This window comes from Acinetobacter sp. UBA6526, assembly GCF_002434875.1.
Lineage (GTDB): Bacteria > Pseudomonadota > Gammaproteobacteria > Pseudomonadales > Moraxellaceae > Acinetobacter > Acinetobacter venetianus.
Map to the genome: position 1 here is coordinate 18,651 of NZ_DJLC01000106.1, position 24,792 is coordinate 43,442.

The following is a 24,792-nucleotide window of genomic DNA, read 5'->3' on the forward strand; positions in this document are numbered from 1 at the left end:
TTCCGATGGATGGCAAAAAAAATTAAAAAATATTTTCTGTGATTTATGTCGCTCAAATTTAATACTATTAGAGCATCATCAAGTTCAAAGTTATGAGTTTTGAATAATAAAGTGGTAAATATGACATTAATTGTCATTTTTTTTCATAAAACGTCTAAAATGCTCTCATTTTACTCAAGATGAATTTTTTTTAAGTCCCTGTTTTTTTGAGTTAAAATTAGCTAAGCTAAGGACTGGCATGAAACGTGCTGAATACAAGTAGCTAATAAAAGCTTATAAAAATTTATACATTGGAGAAATGTTATGAACACAATGCAAAAGGGTTTTACTCTTATCGATACTCCATAAGTGTCCATATAAAATGAACAATCCATAAGTAAGTCAATATGGACATAAAAATAATAAAATTGATATGAAGAATCACTATTAACTTTTTCTACTTTTTTCAATCTCCGTTTTTACTCATGCTCAAGAACTAGACTTCATTCAATATTCAGATATTTCATCTATTCCTCAAATTGTTTTGAATCCAAAAATCCAAACAGAACTTCAAACATTGTTAAAGCATGATTATCTAAAATTTCAATCTAATTTCGACAATTGCTCAGCGCCCTATTTACTGAAAACAGATGAGGCTCTGTATTATGAAGGTCGGTCTGGAAACAGTTTAGATGCTTCATCCGCGATTGTGTTTAAAGATGGGCGATTGTTTGCTTCGGTAATCCCCCCTAAAAATAAAAGGATCTAAAAATAGAATTTTCTCTTAAGATACAAGCAGGAGATTCTGCATGAAAACATCTAAATTTACTGACAGTCAGATCATGTCCATTTTGAAACAGGCGGAATCTGGTACACCTGTAGCTACTCTTTGCCGTGAACATGGCATGAGCAATGCTACATTCTATAAATGGCGTGCTAAATATGGCGGTATGGATACCTCATTAATGGTTCGACTCAGAGAGTTGGAAGTAGAAAATACCAGACTAAAAAAATGTATGCTGAAGAGCGATTAAAGGCAGAGATTATTCAGGAAGCAATGTCAAAAAAGTGGTGAAGCCATCTTGCCGACGTCAGATGGCTCAACAAGCCGTTGCCCTGCATGCGGTTAGTATCCGTTTAGCTTGCTCTGCATTTGGCATTAGTGAAACCTGCTACCGTTATCAGGCTAAACTTAGCGATGACAATGCATTAATTGCTGAACAGCTCATTGAACTCACTGAGGAAAATTCCGATTGGGGATTTGGTCTGTGCTTCTCATATTTACGACATGTTGAGAATCACTGCTGGAATCACAAGCGGGTTTACCGCATTTACTGTGAGTTGGCACTAAATCTGCGTATTAAACCGAGAAGAAGACTAAAACGGCACGCGCCTGAACCATTGAAAGAACCAATCCGAGAAAATCAGGTTTGGTCATTAGATTTTATGCATGATCAACTTTCCGATGGTCGCAAGTTTCGATTATTGAATGTAATTGATGATTACCGTCGAGAAGGTTTAGCCATTGAAGCAGGATTCTCATTACCGACAATCAGGGTTATTCGTACGTTGAATCAGTTGCTGGAGTGGCGAGAAAAGCCGTTAGTTATTCGGTGTGACAATGGCCCGGAGTTTATCAGTCATGAATTTGTACGCTGGGCAACTGAACAAGGTATTCGTATTGAATATATTCAACCAGGTAAGCCACAGCAGAATGCGTATATTGAACGTTATAATCGGACCATACGTTATAGTTGGCTGAGCAAGCATTTATTTGATACTTTGGATGAAGTACAAGATTATGCAACAAACTGGTTGTGGTATTACAACCATGAAAGACCACATCAAGCTAACAAAGGAAAGCCACCTCTAATGGCTGCTTAACCTCTACTTTTAACTTCAGTTATTTATGGGAGGATTACCCCATAAGAGCATTGCTATAAAAATTAAGGGAGATATTTGATATCTCCCTTTGATTATTTTATTCACTGAAATTTGCAAACATAATTTTAGGAAAATTTTTCATAAAGTGGCGTCTAACATGATTGAAGTCACTGAGATCATGTTGATTTTTTTCAAAATAATTCACCCAGGCTAAAGTGGCATCTTGGTCATTTAAATTAGGGTTAATATTCAGAAACAAAGCTAAATCAAACGTACGGTCAATATTAAACTCTTTGATTAGTGCAACAGCAGTTGAACGAACTTCCTCTGAAACAGAGAATTTTGGAGAAAAGTAGTTATTCATAGCTGAACTTCCTTAAAAAACTATATAATGAAATTTAGAACGGCTAATTTGGTTTTTAACAAAACAATATAACCTACTGCAGGTTAAATTAGCACGATGAAAGTTATTTATCAAGTTAAATTAACCTGTAGTAGGTTAATTTTTCAATTTGAAGGTTGTTATGATTAGATGTAGGTTGTCAAATTTAATGGGTGAGCGAAAAATTTTAAAGTTAAGTGAGGTAGCTCAAGCGACTGGTATTAATCGTAATACGCTAACAAGTCTTTACTATGATCGTGCAGTACGAATTGAACTTTCAGTCGCAAATACCTTATGTGAATATTTTAATTGTAATATGCAAGATTTATTTGAATACAGTCAAGACTCGTAAAGCAGGGAACTAAGTGGTTCACAATTTATTGATAAATTTAAAAATAATATAGAGTCAGTAAAGTTTTATGTTAGTGATAGCTTAAATTTTGATTGATATATTTTTTTGCTAAAAATATAGCATAAACTCTACCTAGACAAAAAATTACAAGACATAAAATTAATGTTGAAATTAATGGGATCAAAGGCTCCATTAAATTATGTTTCTGAAACATAATACCCGCAAAATTTGGTAAACGTCCCATAATGAAATAGAATCCACCAATGACTAAGGCAAAGATTACCCAACAAATCGCGATAGCATTTTTTTGATAGCGAAAAAATGTCTGATTACGGAATGATGAGATACATTGATTACAATAAGGAAACCTCTGATAGTCTTCATAAGAAAGCATCCCATCACCATTTTTACATGGTAATGAGTGATTAATTGTTAAATTGCCGCCACATACATTGCCTGTATTTGAATGACCGACAGAAACAGAATTATTTGTCATAAGAATCCTAGCTATTTATTTAAGAGTTATATCTGTTCCTGCAACATTCCCAGTATTTGAGTCACCGACCGTAACAATATTACCCTTAGGTGGTTCTGGAGTATTTTGAGTTAATAACCCAGCCAAGATATGTCTTTGTACAGTTTCTGGTGCTTGCCGAAATAATTCAATCAGCATTTTTTCTTGTGTTGCCAGACTTAAAGACTCTCTTTTTCCTGTTAAAACGTAATTAATATCAAAGCCTAATTCCGTAAGTTTAGCAAGATACTCTGCATCTGGAGAGCGTTTGCCATTTTCATAATTAGACTGTGTAGGAATTGCTACACCAACAAATTCAGCTACATCTTTTGCTTTTAAATTCAACCTATTACGTTCTTCTGTTAAAAAAATCTTATTCACTTGAATAAATCCTATTTATTTTAGTTAATCAAACGATTAATATTAATTTGTTAGCGATACTAACATAGTGTAACACGCTCGAGAAAATCATGAACTAACACGCAAGGATAAACGATATGAAAGGAAAGCCATTCTTGGTTCGACTACCGAATCCTGAAATTCGTGAGGCTTATCAACGATATTGTTCAGATCATTTAAGAAGTCTTGATGCACAGTCTTCAGTACTGATTATGAGAGAACTTAAAATCCAAGGCTATTTGAATAATTTGTCAAGTATAAATCAAAAAACGCTACAAAAGAGATAGATGCTGTGGGCTAAATTTTAAAAGTAATAATTTTCATTCGGCAAAAAGTATAAAAGCCCATGCGGGAACATGAGCTCTTATGAATGTCTTCATTGCTGATCAGACATTTTTATTTTGATGAATAGGGGCATTTTTGTCAATCCTATCTCAAGATCACTTTTTGCCTGTTTTTTAATAAACAGGAGGCTCAAAATGAGCACTAAACTTAAAAATGGTCAGTCACGCTACCAATCAAAAGCCAAAGTCGTGACCATTAAAAAATTTCAGTTATTGACGTTGGTTAAGGCAACTGATCGTTTAAATGATGCAGCGTTTGAAAAACATGGTGATGCTTACCTTGAATTCCCTGTGATTATTCAGGGAGATGGCAACCCTTCTGAAATTTTTAATCTGTATTTGCTGAAAAAACTCGAGCAAACAATACAGTATGATTTTAAAACATTTGCATCTATTGCCAATCAGTTGGTTGATTTTCAGCGTTTTTTAGAAGATGAGCAACTAGACTGTTTAAAGTTCCACAAACTAAAACAGTCAAATGCGATTTTTAAATATCGCACTCGTCTTATTGAGCAAGCGAATGCAGGTCTAATTTCAGCTCGCTCTGCAAGTAATCGAATTAATGCGGTAGTGAATTTTTATCGATTTCTCGTTACAGAAGACTTGGTTGATCATCAGCACTATGGCATACCGTTTAAAGATGTCTACAAATATATTGCCGTGGATAATGAGTTTGGCGCACGTAGAAAAATGGCAATTAAGTCGCATGATCTTGCGATTCATGTTCCAGCCAAAGTGCCAAATTCTGAAGCGATTGTGGATGGTGGTGAATTAAGCCCTCTCAGCGTTGAATCGCAAACTGTCATATTAAAAGCATTGCAAAAATCATCACGAGAATATCAGTTGATGTTCTATCTAGCATTATTCACAGGTGCGCGTTTACAAACGATTTGTACTTTACGAATCAAAAACTTAATTGGTTGTGAGCCTGATAGTCATGGCTTTATTCGTCTGCCTGTTGGGGCAGGGACAGGCATTGATACTAAATTTCAAAAGCCAATGACGCTGCTAATTCCGCATTGGTTAGCGCATGATCTTAAAATTTATATCAATAGTGAGCAAGCACGTCAGCGTAGACAGAAGTCTGATTACGGTAATTCGGATGAAAACTATGTATTTCTCACCAAACTGGGGACTCCATTTTATACAAGTAAAGTAGAGCAACAAGAGCTGACCGAGAGGATTAAAGCTTCTGACTTATTTGGGTCTAGGCTGAAACTGTATGTAGGCGAAGCGGTACGCAGCTATTTAAAAGGTGTATTATTGCCTGAAATCCGCTTGATTGATCCTCAATTTCAAAATTTTAAATTTCATGATTTACGTGCTAGTTTTGGTATGAATTTGCTCGAAAGTCAGTTAAAGCATTTGCCAGATGGGCATAATCATATGGCCGCTGTTGAGTATGTGCAAGCTCGTATGGGACATCGTAACATCAGCACGACTTTACAGTATTTGAATTATAAATCACGATTGCAATGGCGCAGTAAAATTCAGCATGAGTATGAATCAAGCTTAATGAAATACGTGATGTCTTCTGTCAATTTAGCGGGAGAATTGTCATGAATTTTAGACGCTCTCCGATTTTTGTGCATATCTCAGATATCAACAAACAAATTAATGAGCATGAGCGACTTGTTCTCGTCTGCAAAGATAAGACAGCTTCTTTTGCTTTTAAGACATTTGACATTGGAACTCTGTTTTATCGTAAAAGAGTATCTGGCGGGGTTTTGTCAGAACAGCAGTTATCTGCATCTTTTGATGAAAAAAGACGTTATTTTTTGCAGTGTTTAACGGACTATTTGTTGCAAATGAGCAAATCAGATTTGTCAAAAGCACTATTTTATTACACTAGTAAAATTTTTTTAGATTGGGTGGATAGCCAAAAGAAAAATTTTGATTTATCAAATCAAGACAGTGTGATAGATGCGTATCGTCGTTACAGCAAATATTTAGTTGATCGCACTTTGCTTGCAGATACTGATGAAGAAAACCTAGCTGCACATACAGCAAAGCAATATCAGCGTAATGCGGCGAAGTTGATAGCATATGTATTTGACTGCCATGAAATTGATATTGTTAGTCAAGCGATGCAAGTACAGTCTCAGCGTTACGATCTTCCTGTTTTTCCAATCGCTAAAGAAGATCATCAGAAGACGTATGCAACTTTGTTGAATGTCTTTCTTGAAATTTATCGTATTGTGATGCAAGGCGCAGATTTTCCAGCACATTTTCAATCCGTGGATCAGGAAGATTTTTATTTTTACTCGGGCTTTCATCATCAAACTGAAAAACAGCATATCCAGTTTGATATGCAGAATTATTTAGCCAAATATCCAATTATTCCGGCCCTTTCCAAAATGCTGGCTGATTTTGAGTTAGAAGAAGATAGTGAGCATCGAAAACGTGTACGTGAAAATCGCAATCAAGCGATTCGTAAACTTGAAGAACGTAATAAAGACAAGCGACATTTAGAGCGTGAAAGACTTACCTCCTACGGTCTTGCCATCGGCATGCTGTTATTTATTGCACAAACTGGAGCAAATCTAGACACTGCTCAACAATTACAACTAGACAGCATGGAAGTCCTGCCATCAACACAAGGCCGACGCTTTTCAGGAACGAAAAGCCGTGCAGGAAACAAGACAGTACGACCAGAATTTGGAGTAAAATTTGAGCCAGTTTTTAGGAAGATTCTGGAACTTCGAGAATGGTATGTACAAGGTGAAGAATGTGATTTTGTCTTTCCATTGCGCAACGAAATTCTGCAATTGGGACCTGTAAGCAACGGCAGATTACAATTAATAAAAAAATTTTTACAACGGATTTTCCCGAAAATGGTTTGGATTACGCCACAACAGTGGCGTAAGCACGTCAGTAGTCAGTATGTCGAACTAAGCGATGGTGATTTATTGCTTGAAGTCGAAAAAATGGGACACTCACTCGATACTGCGAAGAAAAACTACAGTCGAACTTCATTTAAAGATGCAAGCCAACAGATTTCACAATTCTTTTATGAACTGCGAGAAGTTGCAGTGTCACAAACTCGAACCGTTGAGCGTATTCCTGTGCAAACGCTAGATGAGCCTGTTGATGTTAAGACCTTGCCAGTCGGGGCTTGTATGACAACAAATCTACAGCCTGAAAAAGCAACGGGTTTTGCTGCACAAGCTCCATCGCCTAACTGCCAACAATTTGAGCATTGCTTATTCTGCCAACACTATGCAGTTCATGCTGATGACGAAGATGTACGTAAGCTTTTATCACTGAAAAGCCTACTCGGCTACGTTAAACAAAAAGCCACGGACTTAATCAAGTGGGAACAGCAGTTTGGAGTTGTGCTACATCGAATTGACGAAGTAATCAACGAACTATTAGATACTTATGAAAATTTACGTGATCGAATTTTTTCAATTCAAGAAGAAGTGGAAAGCGGTGATTTAGATGCCTATTGGCTCAATCATTTTGAATTGCTAATTGATTTGGGGTGGATATCATGAGTTCATTTAATTCATATCTATATTCATTGGGTATTGCTGAGCAGTTTTTACCTGATGAGTACAATCTACAGAATAATCAGCTGACTGTCCCAAGTACTTTTGTATTATCGCGAATGAAGAGTGGTGAGATATTGTCAGTTTATTCAGACAATATTTGGGATCTTTCTCCATATTCACCGAAGTGTAACTGCCGCCTGAATTTTGATAGCTGGCTTGAGAATTCCCGTGAAGATGACTTTCTCTTCTGCCAAATTCGGGCAGAAATGAAAAAAATCAGTTTTGCTTTGCTTTATATAAAATCTGGTAAATCGATTATTAAAAGTATTGAGAAGCGGCATACTATTTTGCGCCAGTTTGCTGCTATCGCATACCGCAATGGCTGTACATTGCAGCAGTTATTTGGCGATGTTGCTTATATGTCAAAAGTTCGAGATGCTTATGCTGGTGTGAGCTATCAAAAAGCAATCCATATCAAAGCATTTTTAGTTGATTGTTTTGTCTTACAACAGCAATACCCATTGCTCATTCCTGCGTTTAGTACATATAAGCCAATAGAGCATTTAGCAAGGCTCGCTGCACGAATACGCTTGCAGTCGGGCAAAGTAGGTCCGCAAACTAAGTTGATCCCATCACGTATTTATATGATTCTAATTAATGGTTTATCGGAGAAGCTTAATGAGTTTAATCAGTATGCGCCTGCTTTACATCAGTGGTTTCAGCGCATTCAACAAGAGCCATCTTTTGCGCGTATGCCCCGCGAGTTTAAAGATTATAAAAATGCAGTGAGTTTTGTCGATGCTCGTGATTTATTTGGTTTAACGGCACTGTTTGAAAATAATCAGATTAGCAAACATGCGAATTTGACTCGCTACATGACGTTGATACAAGGAATGGCCAAACTTTGGATTCATCTATTTACAGGAATGAGGGACAATGAAGTGAATCAGCTGTCTTCTGATTGCTATCAAACGGTTCAAAGTAACGAGCATCTTGTGCATGTCATTATGGGTTATACCTCCAAGTTGCATGGTGGTGGAAATAAATCGACGTATTGGATCACGTTTAAAGACATTCAAATAGGCGTACACGCAGCACAAAGTATTGGTGAAATCTATGCGTTATTTAATCCGCACTACGATTTTGCTAACCCTCGTGAATATCCCTTATTTCCAACACGATATTCACAAAAACATCGGCATAAAAATAATCGAAATATTGAAAGTGAAACGGATTTTATTTCCAATTTCTCAGGTGCTCCGACTAGAACACAGTCCAATTTTAACGAGTATTTGAACCATATTTCGGCATTACTTGGTGATGAGTTGCGCATCTGTGAAAGTGACTTGGCTGAACTGGAAGCCTTTGATGGTTTTCGCAATTGGCGTGAAGAAAAGGACTGTCAACTGGGTAAATACTGGAATATCTGTACGCATCAATTTAGGCGCTCATTAGCTGTGTATGGTGCGCGTTCAGGGATTATTGGATTAGGAGCTTTATCCGTTCAATATAAGCATTTAACCGAAGCGATGACTTTATATTACCGAAACAATGCGGTATTTGCGCCGAATATTTTAGTGAGTGATAGTCAAAAAGAGTTTCTTCAAGAGCTTGAATATCAACGTTTGGTGCATTCTTATGCACAATTTGAAGATGGTGTAATTAATAGTGCTAGCCGTTTACTCGGTGGGGCAGGAACCTATTTGCAGCTACAAAAAGATCGTGAGCAATTACTCACAGTATTTCCAAACCGTGATGAAACGATTAATCGCATGAAAAAAGGGGAAATTGCTTGCAAGACTAGCCTGTTTGGTGCTTGTACTAATCCTGATTCTTGCGAAAAAATTTCATTTACTGCGATTACCAGTTGTTTGAGTTGTGCCCATGCTGTGTTTGATGCAACAAGTGCTGAAAAAATGCAAAAAGCGGTTCATCGACTACAACGGCAGCGAGATATGCAAGTACAGAACAGTCTGCTATACGGGCAAATGGACAGTGAGATTTTGGCTTTAAACAAAATGATTCAAAAAATTAAAACGATTAATATTGAGGTGTAAAATATGAGTGCACTTAATGATTATTACGCTGCTTTAGAGCGATTAAAAGCCAACAAACCGATTGTTCTACCGAAAGGCTCTGCCATTAATAACGATACGGTTGCAATGGAGGCTGGACGTAAACGAGGCTCGATTAAAAAAAGCCGTCATGCAGCATTAATTGAGGCAATTGAGCAAGCTGCACAGGCAGCAGGGCAAAATATTCTTTCGCCTGCCCAGCAAATTGAGCAAGCGAAAACTAAGACCAAAGCGGTGAAAAGTGATTATGAGCAGCTGAAAGAAGATTATGAAATACTGCTGGAAAAGTGCAATTCGCTGTTGCTAGAAAATTTTGAGTTGAGGCAAAGTACTCGGACTATTTGATTGATATAGTCACTCAGTTTATGAACTTAGTGGCTTTTTAATAAACGGAGTTAAAAAATATGCCGTTAAAATTATTCCCACGGTCTTAAGTCTACTATTTTGATGATGCTCGCAGATTCTTTATTGACTAAAACCACCATATCGACTGCATTGGCTTTTAACGGTAGCCACGCATCTGCTTTTGGATATTTGGCTAAAGTTTTTTCAACTTTTGTTTTTTGGTTGTACTGTTGCAGTTCTACAAGCGGCAATGCAGGTTTTTGAATTTGGTTTTTAGCTTGAGTGAGTTCAATATAACGATCAGGCTGTTGAGCAAGGGAAATGCCGCCTAATACCTCGGTAAACATATCATTTTGGCGTTGCTGAGTACTAACGGCTGATTTCACTGCAACAAATTGTGGACCAGTCCATGATACCTGTTGAAATTGAGGTTGTACTTGGTCAATATTTTCTAGAATAAGGTCATTTTTTCGCACTAACTCAAAACGATCCACATGGAATACTAACCATGCTGGGCGACCTTGTTCAATGCTAAATACCCCATAACATAAAGCCGCGATTTGAATGAGAATAATCACACTAAGGTCAAATTTAAGTGTTTTTTTGCCTTCTTTATAGACCAATAAACCCAAGACTGGTCCCACAATCACATCAATCGCTAACATCATTAAAAAGATATGAGTCACTCCAACAGCTTGCGCTAAAGGGGATGGATACCAAATGAAAAATACAAGCCCGACAACAAGTAGAGCAATCAGAAATGAAATAGATAAATGGCTTAGAAAAAACTTTAGGCGTTTTGACATATTTTTACTTAAACTTATAATTTTCAGGAACTAAACAGTAGCCAATAATTTTAGGTTGAAATTTAGGTGATAAATGAATACCGAAGTTTTGATCCACTATACATTCTTGTTTTATATTTGAAATATCTACCATAATAATTATACCTTTTGGAGAAAGATTATTTCTAGCTGCACAAGCGTAACTCAATGCCAATGAGCTTTTTTTAGCGAAGGAGATACTACTTAATTTACCATCAGCTTTTGGTTGAAAACCTTGCTTTTTAATATTTTCAAAGTTTACTTCTGCAGTTCCGTGAAAGAGAATATGATTATTAGTTTCAATTTCATCTGGAAATTGTTGATAATTATTTTCTTCACCCAATGCTTGAAACTCATACTCTTTAATCATGATCTTTTTTATTTATCCAATAGTTGCTAACTTTCATCCATAAAAAAGACTGGCGAACCAGTCTTTTAGAATTCCTTCAATTATGAAGTTGCAGGAGTTGCATCGTCAGCAGTGTCAATAACTTCCTGACATGTACCTGGTAAATATTTTTTAGGCATAGCTGTTCCAGCTACAGAACCAGGGCCGCATTTCCAACCAGTTACAGTCCCAGGTCCTGTAGCTGTAGCTTGTGCACCTGCTGCTGCACCTGATGACGAATCTGCTTGTAAAGGTACCATTGCAATTGTTTTCTCAGCTGCTGCAGCAGGCAAAGCAGACGATGAAGTCACTACAATCGTTCCTTTACCATTTGTTGCAACCGATTTTACATATTTAGTCGGATTAGTAGTTTCACAGCCCCATTTACCTGCTGCAGGTAAAGAACTAGCACTTTGATATACTTCAGACACATTAGTACGACAAGCAGATGCAGCTAACAGTACTTCTGAAACTTTTGCCTTAACTGTATAATCCTGATATGCAGGTAAAGCGACTGCTGCTAGTACACCAATAATAGCGACTACAATCATGAGTTCGATGAGCGTAAAGCCCTTCTGTATTGTATTCATAACATTCTCCAATGTATAAATTATTATAAGCTTTTACAGCTAATTTGTATTTAGCATATTCTATGCCAATCCTTAGCCTCGATAATTTTAACTTAAAAAAACAATGATTTAAATGAATATTTTTCTGCATGAAATTAATCAAATAAATACTGTTTAGGTTAAAAAATGACAATTAATGACACTATCTGTGAGTTTTTGCTACATTTCATTGCCCTTAAATTTGATTCCTCCCAAAAAGTCTAAAAATTAAGCGATATTGATCACAGAAAAAATGATTGGATTTTTATTGACCGTTCGTCGGATGCTATGAGAATATTTGTTTAAAGTAGAGATTTATACTTTTCAATGGACAAAACTTAAATTTTTGTCCATTGAAAAGTATGTCCATATGGACAAAATAAATAATGAAGTAAAACAAGATAATTCAATGGTTTGATGCATGTCTATATAAAGTGACTTATGGAATGTATAACATTAATGATCGTAGTCGCGATTATCGGTATTTTGGCGGCAGTAGCTTTACCTGCTTATCAAGACTATACAGTGCGTGCAAAAATGGCTGAACCAGTTTTAGCAGGTTCTGTGTGCCGTACAACAGTAACTGAAGTGTACCAATCATCTTCAGGTTTACCTGGGGCGAATCAGTGGGGATGTGAAGTTGGCTTACCTGAACGAGCAGGAGAACCTGATGCTTCAGGTAACCCGACTACTTTACCTGCGGTACCATCAACTAAATATACAGCGTTGGTTGAAACTTCTGATGCTGGTGTAATTACCGTTACGACTACTGATGCCGCAGATTTGGGTGATGCGAAAGAAAAAACATTCCAATTAGTGCCTCTTAATGCAGGTGGTAATCCAATGACGGAAGCAAATGATCTAGGAACGACTGTAAACTCATGGAGATGTGGTCCTGGTGGAAGTGAAGCTATTAGCCCTAAATTCTTACCAGGTTCTTGTCGTGGTAACTAATTAAATAAAATAAAAAAAGACTGGTTCGCCAGTCTTTTTATTTATATAAAGGAATGAAAATTTAGTGGAGTGTTATATCAATACTCATAATATAGATTAATGATAATACTCGCTAATAATACTGAGATGTTTGTCTGGATTTTAATAATGTCTAAACGCCTTAAATTTTTTCTTGGTCATTTAGCAATTTCTTTCTTTATTGCTTTAATTATAGTCGGGGTTGTATTTTTCGTTTGGTATCCATACCCTTTAGCAAAGGCCGTAGGAGTGACACATATCTTTTTAATGATGTTAGCCATTGATGTCATTGTTGGGCCTTTATTAGGATTGTTGGTCTATAAAGAAGGAAAAAAGACCTTAAAAATAGATTTGAGTATTATTATCCTGATTCAGGTTCTTGCTTTAGGATATGGCATTTATAGCATTGCTCAAGGACGTCCAGCATGGTTGGCTTATTACGTAGATCGTTTCCAATTGGTGCGCAAAAATGAAGTTATTGATGAGGGTATTGATAAGGCTTTGCCGCAATATCAGCAAGCTTCTTGGCTTAAACCTCAGTATGTTGGTGTAAAATTTGCTAAAAATGCTCAAACTCGCAATGATGATATGTTTGTAGAAGTGATGGGCGGGATTTCCATCGCTCAAAAACCAGAACGTTATGTTGATTTATCAAAAGTTAAGCCACAAATGCAAAAACGTGCTGAACCATTAGATAAATTAAACCAATATAATGATCCCAAACTTGTAGAAAATACACTTACTCAATACCCACAAGCGACTGCTTTTGTACCTCTAAAAGCAAATGCCGTTGACATGACCGTTCTCATAAATAAAGAAAAAGGTGAGGTGGTTAAAATTGTTGATTTGAGACCTTGGAATTAACAGAAACACCAAGCTATAAAACCAGTTTTATTGAGCTTCAATGTATAATGCAGCGAAGCTCTTTTTTATGTTTAGTTATGCAAATTTTGTGTCTATTACTCGCAGCGCTGCTGCTTAGTTTTGCTTGGCTCTCGCCATTCCACACTTATCCTTGGGTGACGTTCTCGAGTGAGTTAACGAGTTTCGGTGCTAGTTTGATACTGATTGCTATTTTTCTTAATAAAAATATAAAAATTGCTCGCCCTCAAATTCTGATGCTGGTACTTACTTTTATTCCTTTAGTTCAATGTGGCTTCGGGTTAATTACTGATTTTAGTGTTGCATTCTTAAGCTTTTCATATCTGTTTATGTTTTGGCTGATGATTGTTATTGGATATAACTTATCTTTGCAATCAGAACAGCGTGAAAGAATTATGCTAGGTGCAAGCTATTTATTGTTTAGCATATCTTTGATAAGTTCCATTATGGCAATCTTACAATGGCTAAACCTTGAAAATCATTTCGATGTCGTAATGGGGTTGAGGGGAAGTCGCCCTTATGCAAATTTTGGCCAGCCTAATAATTTGGCTACTTTTTTAATTGTAGGCTTAATGGGGGCCTTGTACTTATATGAAAAGAGAAAACTGACATTATGGTTACTCATTCCAATAAGTAGCACTATTCTTTTTGCAACTGTTCTTACTCAATCTAGAACATCTTGGATCGTATGTATTTTCTTCTTCTTCTATTGGATTTATAAACAATATCGAAATTCACCACGATTTAATTTTCCTAAATTATTGCTATGGACAGCTTTTTACTTTGTGTTGGCTGCATATGTATTGCCTTTATTCACACAGATTTTGACTTCAAGTATTGATACAGGTGTTACACAAACAGCATCAATTGCTCAACGCGCTGGTTCTGGGCATGAACGTTTAGGGATGTGGATGCAAATTCTGCATGCGATTGCTGAGAGGCCTTTGTTGGGCTATGGTTGGAACCAAACAAGTATAGCGGTCGTCGAAAGTATTCAATTCAATACTGTTCAAGTTTGGTTCAATAGTGCACATAATGTTTTATTAGATCTACTGGTTTGGAATGGAGTGCCGCTTGGTCTTTTGATCATTACATATGTGGCATTGTGGTTGTTTTGGCTGAGTAAAAATGCAAAAGATATGACGTCTATGATTGCATTACTCATGGTAAGTGCAATCTTAATTCATGCCCTACTCGAGTTTCCTCAGCGTTATGCTTATTTTTTATTACCTTTAGGTTTTCTATTAGGTTTGGTGCAAGCTCAAACACCAAATCTAAAAAGTATTGTACTCAATAAAAATGTGATCCGTTGTATTGGGTTGATGGCGCTGATTGTTTTTCTTTTGATTTGGAGGGACTACAAGCTTTTCCAAGACAACAGTCGACTGGTCTTTAAAGGTAAGCAACCAACAGAAGAAATTTTGGGTAGTTCAAAAATCTTGATTCTGACACAGTTTCAAAAACGATTAGATTGGATTGCTTTAAATCCTAAAACTAAAATGTCGGAACATGACTTGAGTCTATTGGGTGAAATGGTAAAAAATAAAGCGACTCCATACAATTTGAAAAAGTATACTCAACTCCTTGTATATAATCAAAAATCTAAAGAGGCTGAGCGATATTTATTGGTCTTGCAGCGGTTATATAAGCAGAAAATTAGTTTAGCGGAAATTGTTGAATTAAATAATCGCTAGAAATAAAAAAGCCCTTTAAAAAAAGGGCTTTTTATTAGATTTGGCTTTGGATGTAGTTTTCAATACCAACATTCTCAATAAGATCTAATTGAGTGTCTAACCAATCCCAGTATTCTTCTTCTTTCTCTAGAATTTCTTGAACTAAATCGCGAGTTACATAGTCTTGTTGTGTTTCTGATAGTTCAACAGCTTGCTTTAATGCCTCGATATTCTCTTTTACTTTGCGAATATCACAATTTAAAACTTCTTCGGTGTGTTGTCCGATATAGAGCTTACCTAAATGCTGTAGGTTTGGTAGTCCTTCTAAGAAGAGAATACGTTCAATAATTTTATCCGCGTGTTTCATTTGGCGAATAGACTCTTTGTATTCAGCTGAACCTAATTGTTCAATTCCCCAGTCATTAAACATGCGTGAGTGTAAGAAGTATTGGTTAATTGCAGTTAAATGGTGATAAAGCACCTGATTCAGTTGATTAATAACTTCACGATTGCCTTTCATTACACTTACTCCATATCCACCAAATGATGCCTTATTGACTAAGACAATTTATATTATCTTAATCAACAAATTATAATCTTGCGAGTAATTTATAGAACGGCAAATGAAAATCACAATCAGAAAGATGAAGACTGGACGGTAATTGATGGATTAGTTTTAATGATCATAAAAAAACCGCTTCACTGTAGAACCTAAGATCTATTGAAAGCGGTGGAGTCGTAACAGTGTAGAGAAATATTCGCTTAAGCTGCGATTGATATGCGAGCAGCAATTTCAGCTAATTCATCGCTAATAATTGCGCGTGCTTCTGGAGCGCAACGACCACAGCATGTTCCTAAGTCGAGTAAGTCGCGAATTTCACGATAGCTCTCAGCGCCATTTGCAACAGCGTCTTTGATATCTTGATCTGTAATTCCACACAATAAACACACGTACATGGGAGTGATCTACAAATATAAATGCGATAATTGATATTATTGATAATTGTTATCGTTTGTCAATGAATTTCATTCCAATAGCTGATTTATTCTTATTGAGAATTTGGATAAAAAAATACCTCTTGAGTGGAAATCCGAGTTATCGTTGGATTTTTGTTCAGGAGGCACTAGTCTTTTATAAATGGATTTTAAATTTATATATTTGGTTTTAAATGATAAATTATGGAATGATGACGATACCATCCATTTCTACCAAAGCGCCTTTAGGCAAGCTTGCAACACCAAGAGCAGCTCGAGCAGGGTAAGGCTGTGCAAAGTATTCGCCCATAATTTGGTTAACAAGTTGGAAATGAGATAAATCTGTAAGAAAAATATTGAGCTTAGCAATGTCCGCTAGGCTTCCACCTGCGGCAGTACATACGGCTTTGAGGTTGTCAAATACGCGACGAATCTGTGCTTCAATCCCATCTACAAGTTCCATACTATAAGGATCTAAGCCAATTTGGCCAGAAAGGTAGAGCGTGTTGCCAACTAAAATTGCTTGTGAATAAGTTCCAATAGCAGCAGGGGCGTGTTCAGTATGAATGACTTGACGTGACATTAAGCTCTCCTATGTCCTTTTTATCTCGAAACAAAGAGACTTTAACACAAAAGTGCCATCACGAAACTGTCGAATACTGTTTAGTCGCTTTTGATTCAGGTTCAGTTTGAAAAATTATACTTTTGATATAAAAGTGATAAATATTTTAACTAAGGAAAGTGTGATCAGACTTTAGCGACATCTGCTTGCACAATGGGCATATTGAGACGTTCGATTCGTGGAAAACCAAAATGCATACGTAAATCACGAATGATTTGGGCGATTTGATTTCGATTACTTACAACGATGTTGACATAGGTTTTTTGATCTTGGGATTCGACCATTTCGACCCCAGTTTTTGCTTTACGGCACTGATAAATCAAATCTGATATTTGTTCATCATTCATTGCCATATGGATACAGAGATAAGCGCTGAAACGGACATCATCTATTTCTTCTGCTTGCCAGTGTAGTGGCATTATATTTTCAGGGTGAAGGTGTTGTTCATGCAATAAGTTGCGGCAACGTGAGCGATGTACAATTAATCCACGACGAGAAAGATGTCCTTGGATTGGATCACCTAAGACTGGATTACAACAATGTGCATATTTTACATCTACACCATCTGTACCTAAAATCAAACGCTCAGATGTCTCGTGATGATTTGAATGATAATCTTGTGCAAACAGATGGTTAGCAACGAGTTGAGGTAATAAATCACCCACTGCAATTTGCTCGAATAAAGTATCTTTACTACTTAAATGACGCCATTCAAGGACATTGATCCAGTCATTTGGTGAGAGATCATTAATGGAGCGATTAAATAATTTTAAAGCTCGATTCAATGCTTGTTGGCCGACTAAACGTTGCTCTTCAATATCTTGATCTCGCAGCATATTTTGTAATGCACGTCGTGCTTTTTGCGTATTGATAAAGCTCAGCCAGTCTGGATTTGGTGTGGCCAGAACATCTGTAATAATCTCAACTACTTGTCCACTATGCAATGGCGTTGAGAGAGGGCGAATTTCACCATCAATTTTAGCACCGACAGCGTGGTTGCCTAAAAATAAGCTTGCCGAATATGCGAAATCTACAACGGTTGCACCTTGGGGTAACTCATGAAGTTGACCGTGTGGCGTATACACCCAAATCTTCTCTTGGTGTAAATAATCTAATAGATCACTAAAGGTGGTTTTTGCACAATCACTATCAATTAAAGTGTTTAAATTCTGCATAGAGGCTTGAATCGCTGATCGACAAGCTTGAGGTGCATTTTCACCAAGTACCACGCCAAAACGGGCAGCTTTACGCATCAGCTCTGTTTGGATAGTGAGAGAAAGTGTGGTTTTCTCACCTTTTAATTTGATCATTAATGATTGATTACCACCGGGTAGAGGGCGGCGAATATAATCTTTATATTGTAATACTTGAAAATTAGCTTTAAGTGCTTCAACTAAACGGTCACAGTCAGCAATGCTTTGCAGAATAATTTCGAAAGCATGACTATGGCTGAGTTCGTTTAAATCAATTTCATTTTTCACAAAGTGGCGCAGCAATTCAATATTGTTATTTTTCTTTTTAATGCGGCCTTTAATGTCGTAAGTATCGAGTAAGTCTGAGAGTTTCTGCTCCCAAACAGCTTGGTACTCACAGCGTTTAGGTTTAGTTTCTAACAATGCTGACTGAACATCATTAAACATATCTAAATCAAGATTCTGATAGCAAAGATGTTCTAAATTGTCGGCCATCTCATTCATACCAACGAGACGAGCCATTGGCACAAAAATATCAAAGGTTTCTTGGGCGATACGTGCACGTTTGTCTGGGCGCAATGCATCAAGCGTCGTCATGTTGTGATAGCGATCTGCTAATTTAATAATAATGACACGCGGATCTTGTAAGGTCGCTTGAAGAATTTTTCGAAATGAAGCTGCTTTGTTATATTCCTTATCACTTGAATGGCTAAGTTTAGTTACACCATCAACAAGTTCAGCAACGACAATTCCAAATTTTTGCCCAATTTCATCTTTGGTAAATTCGGTATCTTCGATCACATCATGTAATAAAGCTGCCATAAGTGTATCTGCGTCGAGACGCATATGAGCTAATATACAACTGACAGCAATAGGGTGTAATACATAGGGTTCCCCACTCTTACGGGTAATGCCGCTATGTGCCAAATCAGCGAAATCGCAGGCAGCAAGCACTTGTTGAACGTCACTATCTTGTAGATAGGCATCAACGATAACTTTAAGTTGTTGCTTGGCTTGGCTGACCTCTTCGCCTGGCATAAAAAACACCTTTTATAACATGAATTCAGTAATGAGTAGCTTAGCTTCTAATGAAAAGCATATTGATAAACTTGTCAATTTGTTCGTTATGAAAAATCGTAAATTTTTTCAATGAAGTATATTGTTTTTACCAATATAAGCCCGAATTTTTCAATAAACAAAAAAGCCCAGTGTCTTCACAATGGGCTTCTAAGCAAAGGTTGTTTTACTTAAAAAGTAAAACCTTCTAAATTTAATGAGTTTGTAGACAGTACCATATCAAGATTTGAAGTTTGGTAGTCTTGATCACGTTGTTTCAAAATATCTTTAGTGACATGACCCACTGCGATTTCACGTAATGCAACCACGGTTGGTTTGTCATTATCCCACTCAACAGTTGGTTCCATACCTTGACGTGCTAATTGACGTGCACGTTTACTCGCTACCAGTACTAACTCGAAGCGGTTATCTACATGGTCTAAACAATCTTCAACGGTTACACGTGCCATAAGTTGTCTCGTTTGAACATCACATTTGAAAGACTAAATAGTATAAAAGGCTTTTATCCAAGACTCAAGTTATTCGCGATTGAGGGTAATTAAGTTTTCGATCAACTGTTGATGGCGAGTGCTTTGTTGCAAGGTAACTAAACGGTTTGCGGTGATGATTGCTTCTAGATCATGTACTGCTTTGTTGAAATCATCATTGATGATGACATAATCAAAATTGGAAAAATGACGCATATCTTCCACTGCGCAACTAAGACGGTGTTCAATTACATCCACTGAATCTGTGCCACGATTAGACAGACGTTGTCTTAAGTCATATTGTGTTGGTGGAAGGATAAAGATTTGTTTTGATTCAGGAAAAAGTCTGCGAACCTGTTCTGCACCTTGCCAGTCAATCTCTAATAAAACATCATGACCTTGTTGCAGCTGTTCTTTAACTTTAGCTTGTGATGTGCCGTAGTAATTTCCAAATACTTCTGCGTATTCGATAAAACCACCTTGTTCAACTTGAGCTAAAAATGTTTCTTTGCTGGTAAAATGATAATGAACACCATCGAGTTCACCAGGACGTTGATCGCGTGTTGTGTGTGAGACAGAAACGTGTAAATTGCTGACTCGATCGAGTAGGGCTTTAACCAAAGATGTTTTGCCTGTTCCTGAGGCAGCAGAAACGACAAACAATAGACCCGACATGATATTTTTCCTGATATGATAAAATATCTTGGCTATTGTAGTGTAGCGCACCATTAAACGAAATAGTTTGGTGTAAATATTCAGATCATGAGAGAGGATGTTATGGAAATCGTGTTGGCCAATCCACGAGGTTTTTGTGCTGGTGTTGACCGTGCTATAGCGATCGTCAATCGGGCATTGGAATGTTTTAATCCACCGATTTATGTTCGGCATGAGGTGGTTCATAATAAGTTTGTAGTTGATGACTTACGTCAGCGTGGTGCAGTTTTCGTTGATGAATTAGATCAAGTACCAGATGACTCTATTGTGATTTTTAGCGCACATGGTGTTTCTAAAGCAGTACAGCAAGAAGCTGAGCGTCGTGGCTTAAAAGTATTTGATGCAACCTGTCCTTTGGTCACCAAAGTTCATATCGAAGTGACTAAATATGCACGTGAAGGGACTGAGGCGATTTTGATTGGACATGAAGGCCATCCAGAAGTTGAAGGTACGATGGGGCAGTATGATAAGTCTCAAGGTGGTCAGATTTATTTGGTTGAAGATGAGCAAGATGTTGATGAGTTGGTGATTAGACACCCCGAAAAGGTGGCTTTTGTTACTCAAACAACGCTTTCAATCGATGATACTGCAAAAGTTATTGATGCGTTAAGAGCTAAGTTTCCCAAGATTCAAGGGCCACGCAAAGATGATATTTGCTATGCCACTCAGAATCGCCAAGATGCCGTGCGTGATTTGGCTGAACAATGTGATGTAGTGCTTGTCGTAGGCTCTCCAAACTCATCTAATTCAAATCGTTTGCGCGAACTTGCTGAGCGGATGGGGAAATCTGCATATTTAGTAGACAATGCTGATCAGCTTGAAAAAGTGTGGTTTCAGCAGGATAGTAAGATTGGTGTGACTGCTGGAGCATCAGCGCCTGAAATACTAATTAAACAAGTAATTCAGCGTTTACAAGATTGGGGGGCAACTCCTCCAAAAGAGTTACAAGGTCGCGAGGAAAATATTACGTTTAGTCTACCAAAAGAGTTGCGTATACAGGTGATACAGGCCTAATTTGTATAGAAAAATGTGAACTCAAAACGGATGGATAACACTCCATCCGTTTTTTTTGGGTGCTTATCTGCTTTGTATTGGTTCTGTAAAAATACAATTTAATATAGAGTAAGGAATTTTAAAAGAGTTGGGTGTAAGCGATGGGGGAAAATCGGGGATTCACCTTAATTGAGTTGTTGGTGACAATTGCGGTGTTGGCGATTATCGCGATGATGGCGGCTCCTTCGTTTGGGGATTTGATTGCAAAACGACATTTAGATACCTCAATTCGTGAGCTGTCTTTGGTGCTAAGTGATGCACGAGCGCAAGCTACAACTTTAAGAAAAAATGTGACGGTAAAATTTGAAAGTGGAACAAACACAGCAGAAGTTCGTTACTGGATACCCAAATATGACGATGTGGCTCTGAACTCGAATGCCAATGATGTTGACTTTTCTGATGTTACTTATAGTTCAGTAGGTATTCCGCGGCAGAGAACAAAAACAATTGATAATGAAAATTATGATGAACATCAAACCACAGATCTAACCACTACACCGCCTACTAATCCTCCAACAGTGGAAGTTTTATTACCGCTTAAATTTGAGTTATGTAATTCAAAAATAAATCAAAGTCGAACGATTACACTTTCAATGAATGGCACTGTAGAAAAAATCGAATCAGGGGTGTGCTCATGAATAACATGAATACGCAAAAAGGGGTTGGTTTAATAGAGGTCTTGGTTGCCTTGCTTTTGTTAGCTATTGGTATTTTAGGCTTTGTTGGTTTGCAGTTGAGAGCTATGGATGCAGCAAATGAGGCAACAGATCGGACCATTGCAATTAATATAGCGCGTGATTTAGCTGAACGTATGAGGGTAAATAGGTTGGCCTTACCTGAGTATAAAGTAGCAATCAATGCCAAAACTGAAAAAAGTGGCTGTGTAGGAAGTGAGCAAGGTTATTTGCCGAATTGTTCTAGTGAAGAAATGGCAGAGGTTGATTCTAGTCAGATTACTGAGAAAGCAGCTGAAGTTGGCCATACTGTAAAAATCAATAATTGTGTTGGTAGTAGTTTGAACTGTATTTATGTCGCTTGGGGCGATACCAATATAGACAGTAACTTAGATGCTTGTATTGATGCTTCGACTGGAGCATATGTAGCGAATTCTAAATGCTTGGTTATGGAGGCTTTTTAAAATGAGTTTGAATAAAAAGCTTTTTTCATTTTCCAAACAAAGCGGCTTCACTCTTTTAGAACTTATGATTGCGCTTAGCCTAGGGCTGATTGTTAGTGCAATTGCGATTCAGTTGGCTTTAACAGGGCAAAAAGGTGTATCTACTCAACAGGCACTTTCTGATTTGCATAATGATTCATTGTTTGGCTTGGAAACATTTGTTCGTGAAATACGCTTGGCTAATTTAAATGCGGTTGAACCGATAATTAACGATACGGTTCTTCATGGGGGAATCGTGTTGGACGCACGCAACTACACCCAAAAATTTAAGACTGATGAGGATGGAAAACCTACTACAACTTTAGACATTACACTTAAAAATGCTTTGTCTGAGGGTGCGGTAAGTGATTCATCTAACTTAGTGGGGCAAGCAAGTGACCAATTGGTGATTCAATATAAAAACTCTATGGGTAATCGGTTTGACTGTGAGGGTCGCGAAATTGTGAGAGATGCGTATGTGGTACAGCGTTATTTTTTAAGAAGTGATACCAATAGAAATGACCCAAATAAACCATTGGCTTTAGCGTGTAAAGCTTTTAGCTATATGGGGGATGAGCCTGCAGAAATTGATTTATCTGGTGATGGCCAAATTATGATTCCTAGAGTCGATCATTTAAGTGTGCAATTGGTTGTTGCCAGAGATGGAATGAACAGCACTTGTTCGGCAGCTGCAGATGCAGATGGGCAGTTAGATTGTTTTGGTCAAATTTCAATTGATGATTATAAAAAGCTTACGGGTGCCGTGAAACCGCAGATTGTCGCAGTCAAAGTAGGGCTGTTAGTTCGTTCTAATAATACCGTGGGAAATAATGACTTATTTAATGCTGATAAAGAATATCAAGTTTTAAATACTGGGGATACAGGGGCGAAATTAATTCCACATGACAAAAATAAGTTGTATATGCGAAATGTAGTTACACAAACCATTGCGATACGTAATGGTTTCGGTATCGAGAAGTAAGGAGTTGAGAATGAATCTACCAAAAGTAAATCATAGACACTCCCAAAATGGTTCAGTACTTATTGTTGTATTGGTGATGCTGATTGTGATTGCAATTGCGGGTACATGGGCAATTCGCTCCAGTATTACCTCTTTGAATATTTCGACCAATGCTCAAGCAAGCTCATTGTTAGTTCAAAACAGTGATTCGGTATTTTTTACTTTAGAAAATAAAACCAGTAATGCTTTGCAATTTGCTCAAATGCGTATTGGTGATGGCATGTTGGCTTATGCGCTACGTCCCGAAAATAAAGGTAAAGAGTTAGTATTTTGTGTGCGGGGCAGTGTGGCAGATAACTTTTCTGGGAGTCGTATTGCAAGTTCTGTGTATTGGCAGAATAAGAAAATTGTAAATACCGAGTTAGGACAAAATGGTTTTTGTCAAACAACTCGTGGTGATTTTATCAGTGGTCGCCAAGCTGTAATGACTCAGGTTACTGTGCGTGCGGCAGATACGGATCGAGATTGGGAACACATGATGGAAGGCGATGACAAAGAAAGCTCAAAGGGTACGGGAATTCAGCGTGTGGTGATTACTGCAACCTCTTTACTTCCAAATTTAAGTTCAGCCAGTGTTCAACAAGTCAATAATTGTTTGAAAAATCACACCAGTTTTGTTGATCCTTTGGTTGAAAACGATACCGTGACCGATTGTTTGGCAAGAAATAATGTTCCATATAGTACTCAAGATATGGAATACAGTTTGCGTTCACTGAAAGCCTCTTAGGAGATGAATATGAAAACTTTAAAAAATCATCAGGCTAATGTGCTAGATGTGAAGGCACGAGCTAAAGAATTTGGGCATAAGTTCAAGTTAAGTACTTTGGCAGGTGCAATGACCTTGCTTATTGCTCAAAGCAGTACCAGTTACGCCAGTGATATTGAAATTTATACTAAACCAAACTCGAATGCAGGTTCTGGTGTGGTGGTAATGATGCTGGATACGTCGGGGAGTATGTCTGTAACAGCAGCAGGTGCCTCAGCTTGTGATTTGCCTAAAGGGTTAACAGATTATAGAACTATGTATAGAAATACAGAAAATACATCTGGAGGATATACTCGTGAATACTGTTACTTCAATTCGAATAGCTCTATAGAAGCTTATTATTATAAAAAAACTGGTTCACAATGGTATAAATGTCCTATTGGTACAGTTTCAGTGTCAGATAGTTGTTTTGTTAAAATTGATGGTTTACCAGATATAACTGGTTTTACGGGTGGATGGCAAGGAGGGTCTCAGTACTTTTATAAAACCTTAACTCGTAATGATAAGTTTTATGATCGAATGAGCCGCTTAAAAGATGCTTTGTATACTTTAGCAACTATGCCTGTTTATAATAAAGACACGGGAGAAGGGATTAAGTCTGATGTAAAAATCGGAATTGGAACTTTCCCTTAT

At 37.3% G+C, this 24,792-nt stretch carries 26 protein-coding genes and 3 pseudogenes; 17 read left to right on the forward strand and 12 right to left on the reverse strand.

Annotated elements, in window-relative coordinates:
* Positions 1–448: 448 nt before the first annotated feature.
* Together B4237_RS06945 and B4237_RS06950 are read left to right on the forward strand one after the other, a co-directional pair.
* Positions 449–721, forward strand: a pseudogene (locus B4237_RS06945) (hypothetical protein); the annotation flags it as partial.
* Between the two features lie 67 nt (positions 722–788).
* Positions 789–1,863: pseudogene (locus B4237_RS06950) on the forward strand (IS3 family transposase).
* A 97-nt stretch (positions 1,864–1,960) separates the two neighbouring features.
* On the opposite strand, the gene B4237_RS06955 reads toward B4237_RS06950, so the two are convergent.
* A complete protein-coding gene (locus tag B4237_RS06955; RefSeq protein WP_286942399.1) occupies positions 1,961–2,227 on the reverse strand; it encodes a hypothetical protein in 267 nt (88 codons plus the stop codon).
* Positions 2,228–2,387: 160 nt separating this feature from the next.
* Between B4237_RS06955 and B4237_RS06960 the strand changes: the two genes are divergently transcribed.
* Complete coding sequence (locus B4237_RS06960; RefSeq protein WP_286942402.1) at positions 2,388–2,597, forward strand: helix-turn-helix domain-containing protein; 210 nt, start codon at positions 2,388–2,390, stop codon at positions 2,595–2,597.
* 70 nt (positions 2,598–2,667) lie between these two features.
* On the opposite strand, the gene B4237_RS06965 is transcribed toward B4237_RS06960, so the two are convergent.
* Positions 2,668–3,093, reverse strand: a complete 426-nt coding sequence (locus B4237_RS06965) for a hypothetical protein (protein WP_286942404.1) — start codon at positions 3,091–3,093, stop codon at positions 2,668–2,670.
* Positions 3,094–3,108: 15 nt separating this feature from the next.
* On the reverse strand, positions 3,109–3,492 hold the full coding sequence (locus B4237_RS06970; RefSeq protein ID WP_286942406.1) for a helix-turn-helix domain-containing protein: 384 nt from the start codon (positions 3,490–3,492) through the stop codon (positions 3,109–3,111).
* A gap of 116 nt (positions 3,493–3,608) precedes the next feature.
* On the opposite strand from B4237_RS06970, the gene B4237_RS06975 reads away from it, so the two are divergent.
* The 5 genes from B4237_RS06975 to B4237_RS06995 all read left to right on the forward strand — a co-directional run bounded on the left by B4237_RS06975 (position 3,609) and on the right by B4237_RS06995 (position 9,768).
* Positions 3,609–3,797: a hypothetical protein gene (locus B4237_RS06975; RefSeq protein ID WP_286942408.1), complete on the forward strand. Its 189-nt coding sequence runs from the start codon at positions 3,609–3,611 to the stop codon at positions 3,795–3,797.
* Between the two features lie 192 nt (positions 3,798–3,989).
* Positions 3,990–5,417, forward strand: coding sequence for a tyrosine-type recombinase/integrase (locus B4237_RS06980; RefSeq protein ID WP_286942410.1), 1,428 nt, complete (start codon positions 3,990–3,992; stop codon positions 5,415–5,417).
* Positions 5,414–7,351: a hypothetical protein gene (locus B4237_RS06985; protein ID WP_286942412.1), complete on the forward strand. Its 1,938-nt coding sequence runs from the start codon at positions 5,414–5,416 to the stop codon at positions 7,349–7,351. The genes B4237_RS06980 and B4237_RS06985 overlap by 4 nt, the downstream gene beginning before the upstream one ends.
* Entirely contained in the window at positions 7,348–9,405 is a 2,058-nt protein-coding gene (locus B4237_RS06990; RefSeq protein ID WP_241287611.1) for a hypothetical protein, read from the forward strand. The genes B4237_RS06985 and B4237_RS06990 overlap by 4 nt, the downstream gene beginning before the upstream one ends.
* A gap of 3 nt (positions 9,406–9,408) precedes the next feature.
* Complete coding sequence (locus B4237_RS06995; RefSeq protein WP_241287609.1) at positions 9,409–9,768, forward strand: hypothetical protein; 360 nt, start codon at positions 9,409–9,411, stop codon at positions 9,766–9,768.
* Between the two features lie 71 nt (positions 9,769–9,839).
* Here B4237_RS06995 and tfpZ (B4237_RS07000) read toward each other — a convergent pair whose 3' ends face one another.
* The 3 genes from tfpZ (B4237_RS07000) to B4237_RS07010 all read right to left on the reverse strand — a co-directional run bounded on the left by tfpZ (B4237_RS07000) (position 9,840) and on the right by B4237_RS07010 (position 11,570).
* The gene (tfpZ, locus tag B4237_RS07000) at positions 9,840–10,574 is read right to left on the reverse strand and encodes a TfpX/TfpZ family type IV pilin accessory protein (protein WP_178895789.1); all 735 of its coding nucleotides are present in this window, start codon (positions 10,572–10,574) and stop codon (positions 9,840–9,842) included.
* A 4-nt stretch (positions 10,575–10,578) separates the two neighbouring features.
* Entirely contained in the window at positions 10,579–10,962 is a 384-nt protein-coding gene (locus B4237_RS07005) for a hypothetical protein (protein ID WP_042891213.1), read from the reverse strand.
* Between the two features lie 80 nt (positions 10,963–11,042).
* Positions 11,043–11,570 (reverse strand): pilin, encoded by a 528-nt coding sequence (locus B4237_RS07010; RefSeq protein ID WP_286942419.1) that lies wholly within the window; start codon positions 11,568–11,570, stop codon positions 11,043–11,045.
* Positions 11,571–12,029: 459 nt separating this feature from the next.
* Here B4237_RS07010 and B4237_RS07015 point away from each other — a divergent pair, with 459 nt between their 5' ends.
* The 3 genes from B4237_RS07015 to B4237_RS07025 all read left to right on the forward strand — a co-directional run bounded on the left by B4237_RS07015 (position 12,030) and on the right by B4237_RS07025 (position 15,136).
* On the forward strand, positions 12,030–12,542 hold the full coding sequence (locus B4237_RS07015) for a pilin (protein ID WP_286942422.1): 513 nt from the start codon (positions 12,030–12,032) through the stop codon (positions 12,540–12,542).
* A gap of 147 nt (positions 12,543–12,689) precedes the next feature.
* Entirely contained in the window at positions 12,690–13,424 is a 735-nt protein-coding gene (gene tfpZ, locus B4237_RS07020; RefSeq protein ID WP_136456927.1) for a TfpX/TfpZ family type IV pilin accessory protein, read from the forward strand.
* 77 nt (positions 13,425–13,501) lie between these two features.
* A complete protein-coding gene (locus B4237_RS07025; protein ID WP_286942424.1) occupies positions 13,502–15,136 on the forward strand; it encodes a PglL family O-oligosaccharyltransferase in 1,635 nt (544 codons plus the stop codon).
* Between the two features lie 34 nt (positions 15,137–15,170).
* Here B4237_RS07025 and bfr read toward each other — a convergent pair whose 3' ends face one another.
* From bfr to gmk, 6 genes are all read right to left on the reverse strand, one after another.
* Positions 15,171–15,635: a heteropolymeric bacterioferritin subunit Bfr gene (bfr, locus tag B4237_RS07030; RefSeq protein ID WP_004877797.1), complete on the reverse strand. Its 465-nt coding sequence runs from the start codon at positions 15,633–15,635 to the stop codon at positions 15,171–15,173.
* A 242-nt stretch (positions 15,636–15,877) separates the two neighbouring features.
* The gene (locus tag B4237_RS07035; RefSeq protein ID WP_286942428.1) at positions 15,878–16,072 is read right to left on the reverse strand and encodes a bacterioferritin-associated ferredoxin; all 195 of its coding nucleotides are present in this window, start codon (positions 16,070–16,072) and stop codon (positions 15,878–15,880) included.
* Between the two features lie 220 nt (positions 16,073–16,292).
* Complete coding sequence (locus B4237_RS07040) at positions 16,293–16,673, reverse strand: RidA family protein (RefSeq protein WP_004641286.1); 381 nt, start codon at positions 16,671–16,673, stop codon at positions 16,293–16,295.
* 164 nt (positions 16,674–16,837) lie between these two features.
* Positions 16,838–18,943 (reverse strand): RelA/SpoT family protein, encoded by a 2,106-nt coding sequence (locus tag B4237_RS07045; RefSeq protein WP_286942433.1) that lies wholly within the window; start codon positions 18,941–18,943, stop codon positions 16,838–16,840.
* Positions 18,944–19,152: 209 nt separating this feature from the next.
* Complete coding sequence (rpoZ, locus tag B4237_RS07050) at positions 19,153–19,431, reverse strand: DNA-directed RNA polymerase subunit omega (protein ID WP_004877793.1); 279 nt, start codon at positions 19,429–19,431, stop codon at positions 19,153–19,155.
* A 69-nt stretch (positions 19,432–19,500) separates the two neighbouring features.
* Entirely contained in the window at positions 19,501–20,124 is a 624-nt protein-coding gene (gene gmk, locus B4237_RS07055) for a guanylate kinase (RefSeq protein WP_004877791.1), read from the reverse strand.
* A gap of 102 nt (positions 20,125–20,226) precedes the next feature.
* Here gmk and ispH point away from each other — a divergent pair, with 102 nt between their 5' ends.
* The 6 genes and pseudogenes from ispH to B4237_RS07085 all read left to right on the forward strand — a co-directional run.
* Positions 20,227–21,177 (forward strand): 4-hydroxy-3-methylbut-2-enyl diphosphate reductase, encoded by a 951-nt coding sequence (ispH, locus tag B4237_RS07060; protein ID WP_286942435.1) that lies wholly within the window; start codon positions 20,227–20,229, stop codon positions 21,175–21,177.
* A gap of 140 nt (positions 21,178–21,317) precedes the next feature.
* Positions 21,318–21,854 carry a pilus assembly FimT family protein gene (locus B4237_RS07065; RefSeq protein WP_286942437.1) on the forward strand — a complete coding sequence of 179 codons (537 nt, stop codon included), beginning with the start codon at positions 21,318–21,320 and terminating at the stop codon, positions 21,852–21,854.
* Entirely contained in the window at positions 21,851–22,354 is a 504-nt protein-coding gene (pilV, locus tag B4237_RS07070; protein WP_104473457.1) for a type IV pilus modification protein PilV, read from the forward strand. Before B4237_RS07065 ends, pilV begins: the two co-directional genes overlap by 4 nt.
* A gap of 1 nt (position 22,355) precedes the next feature.
* Entirely contained in the window at positions 22,356–23,354 is a 999-nt protein-coding gene (locus B4237_RS07075) for a PilW family protein (protein WP_286942440.1), read from the forward strand.
* Between the two features lie 10 nt (positions 23,355–23,364).
* Positions 23,365–24,120 (forward strand): pilus assembly PilX family protein, encoded by a 756-nt coding sequence (locus B4237_RS07080; protein WP_286942442.1) that lies wholly within the window; start codon positions 23,365–23,367, stop codon positions 24,118–24,120.
* A 9-nt stretch (positions 24,121–24,129) separates the two neighbouring features.
* Positions 24,130–24,792: pseudogene (locus B4237_RS07085) on the forward strand (hypothetical protein); the annotation flags it as partial.

Coding starts and splice junctions, on each gene's coding strand:
- B4237_RS06955 (WP_286942399.1), bottom strand. CDS start 2,227: ATGAATAACTACTTTTCTCCAAAATTCTCTGTTTCAGAGGAAGTTCGT.
- B4237_RS06960 (WP_286942402.1), top strand. CDS start 2,388: ATGATTAGATGTAGGTTGTCAAATTTAATGGGTGAGCGAAAAATTTTA.
- B4237_RS06965 (WP_286942404.1), bottom strand. CDS start 3,093: ATGACAAATAATTCTGTTTCTGTCGGTCATTCAAATACAGGCAATGTA.
- B4237_RS06975 (WP_286942408.1), top strand. CDS start 3,609: ATGAAAGGAAAGCCATTCTTGGTTCGACTACCGAATCCTGAAATTCGT.
- B4237_RS06980 (WP_286942410.1), top strand. CDS start 3,990: ATGAGCACTAAACTTAAAAATGGTCAGTCACGCTACCAATCAAAAGCC.
- B4237_RS06985 (WP_286942412.1), top strand. CDS start 5,414: ATGAATTTTAGACGCTCTCCGATTTTTGTGCATATCTCAGATATCAAC.
- B4237_RS06990 (WP_241287611.1), top strand. CDS start 7,348: ATGAGTTCATTTAATTCATATCTATATTCATTGGGTATTGCTGAGCAG.
- B4237_RS06995 (WP_241287609.1), top strand. CDS start 9,409: ATGAGTGCACTTAATGATTATTACGCTGCTTTAGAGCGATTAAAAGCC.
- tfpZ (WP_178895789.1), bottom strand. CDS start 10,574: ATGTCAAAACGCCTAAAGTTTTTTCTAAGCCATTTATCTATTTCATTT.
- B4237_RS07005 (WP_042891213.1), bottom strand. CDS start 10,962: ATGATTAAAGAGTATGAGTTTCAAGCATTGGGTGAAGAAAATAATTAT.
- B4237_RS07010 (WP_286942419.1), bottom strand. CDS start 11,570: ATGAATACAATACAGAAGGGCTTTACGCTCATCGAACTCATGATTGTA.
- B4237_RS07015 (WP_286942422.1), top strand. CDS start 12,030: ATGGAATGTATAACATTAATGATCGTAGTCGCGATTATCGGTATTTTG.
- tfpZ (WP_136456927.1), top strand. CDS start 12,690: ATGTCTAAACGCCTTAAATTTTTTCTTGGTCATTTAGCAATTTCTTTC.
- B4237_RS07025 (WP_286942424.1), top strand. CDS start 13,502: ATGCAAATTTTGTGTCTATTACTCGCAGCGCTGCTGCTTAGTTTTGCT.
- bfr (WP_004877797.1), bottom strand. CDS start 15,635: ATGAAAGGCAATCGTGAAGTTATTAATCAACTGAATCAGGTGCTTTAT.
- B4237_RS07035 (WP_286942428.1), bottom strand. CDS start 16,072: ATGTACGTGTGTTTATTGTGTGGAATTACAGATCAAGATATCAAAGAC.
- B4237_RS07040 (WP_004641286.1), bottom strand. CDS start 16,673: ATGTCACGTCAAGTCATTCATACTGAACACGCCCCTGCTGCTATTGGA.
- B4237_RS07045 (WP_286942433.1), bottom strand. CDS start 18,943: ATGCCAGGCGAAGAGGTCAGCCAAGCCAAGCAACAACTTAAAGTTATC.
- rpoZ (WP_004877793.1), bottom strand. CDS start 19,431: ATGGCACGTGTAACCGTTGAAGATTGTTTAGACCATGTAGATAACCGC.
- gmk (WP_004877791.1), bottom strand. CDS start 20,124: ATGTCGGGTCTATTGTTTGTCGTTTCTGCTGCCTCAGGAACAGGCAAA.
- ispH (WP_286942435.1), top strand. CDS start 20,227: ATGGAAATCGTGTTGGCCAATCCACGAGGTTTTTGTGCTGGTGTTGAC.
- B4237_RS07065 (WP_286942437.1), top strand. CDS start 21,318: ATGGGGGAAAATCGGGGATTCACCTTAATTGAGTTGTTGGTGACAATT.
- pilV (WP_104473457.1), top strand. CDS start 21,851: ATGAATAACATGAATACGCAAAAAGGGGTTGGTTTAATAGAGGTCTTG.
- B4237_RS07075 (WP_286942440.1), top strand. CDS start 22,356: ATGAGTTTGAATAAAAAGCTTTTTTCATTTTCCAAACAAAGCGGCTTC.
- B4237_RS07080 (WP_286942442.1), top strand. CDS start 23,365: ATGAATCTACCAAAAGTAAATCATAGACACTCCCAAAATGGTTCAGTA.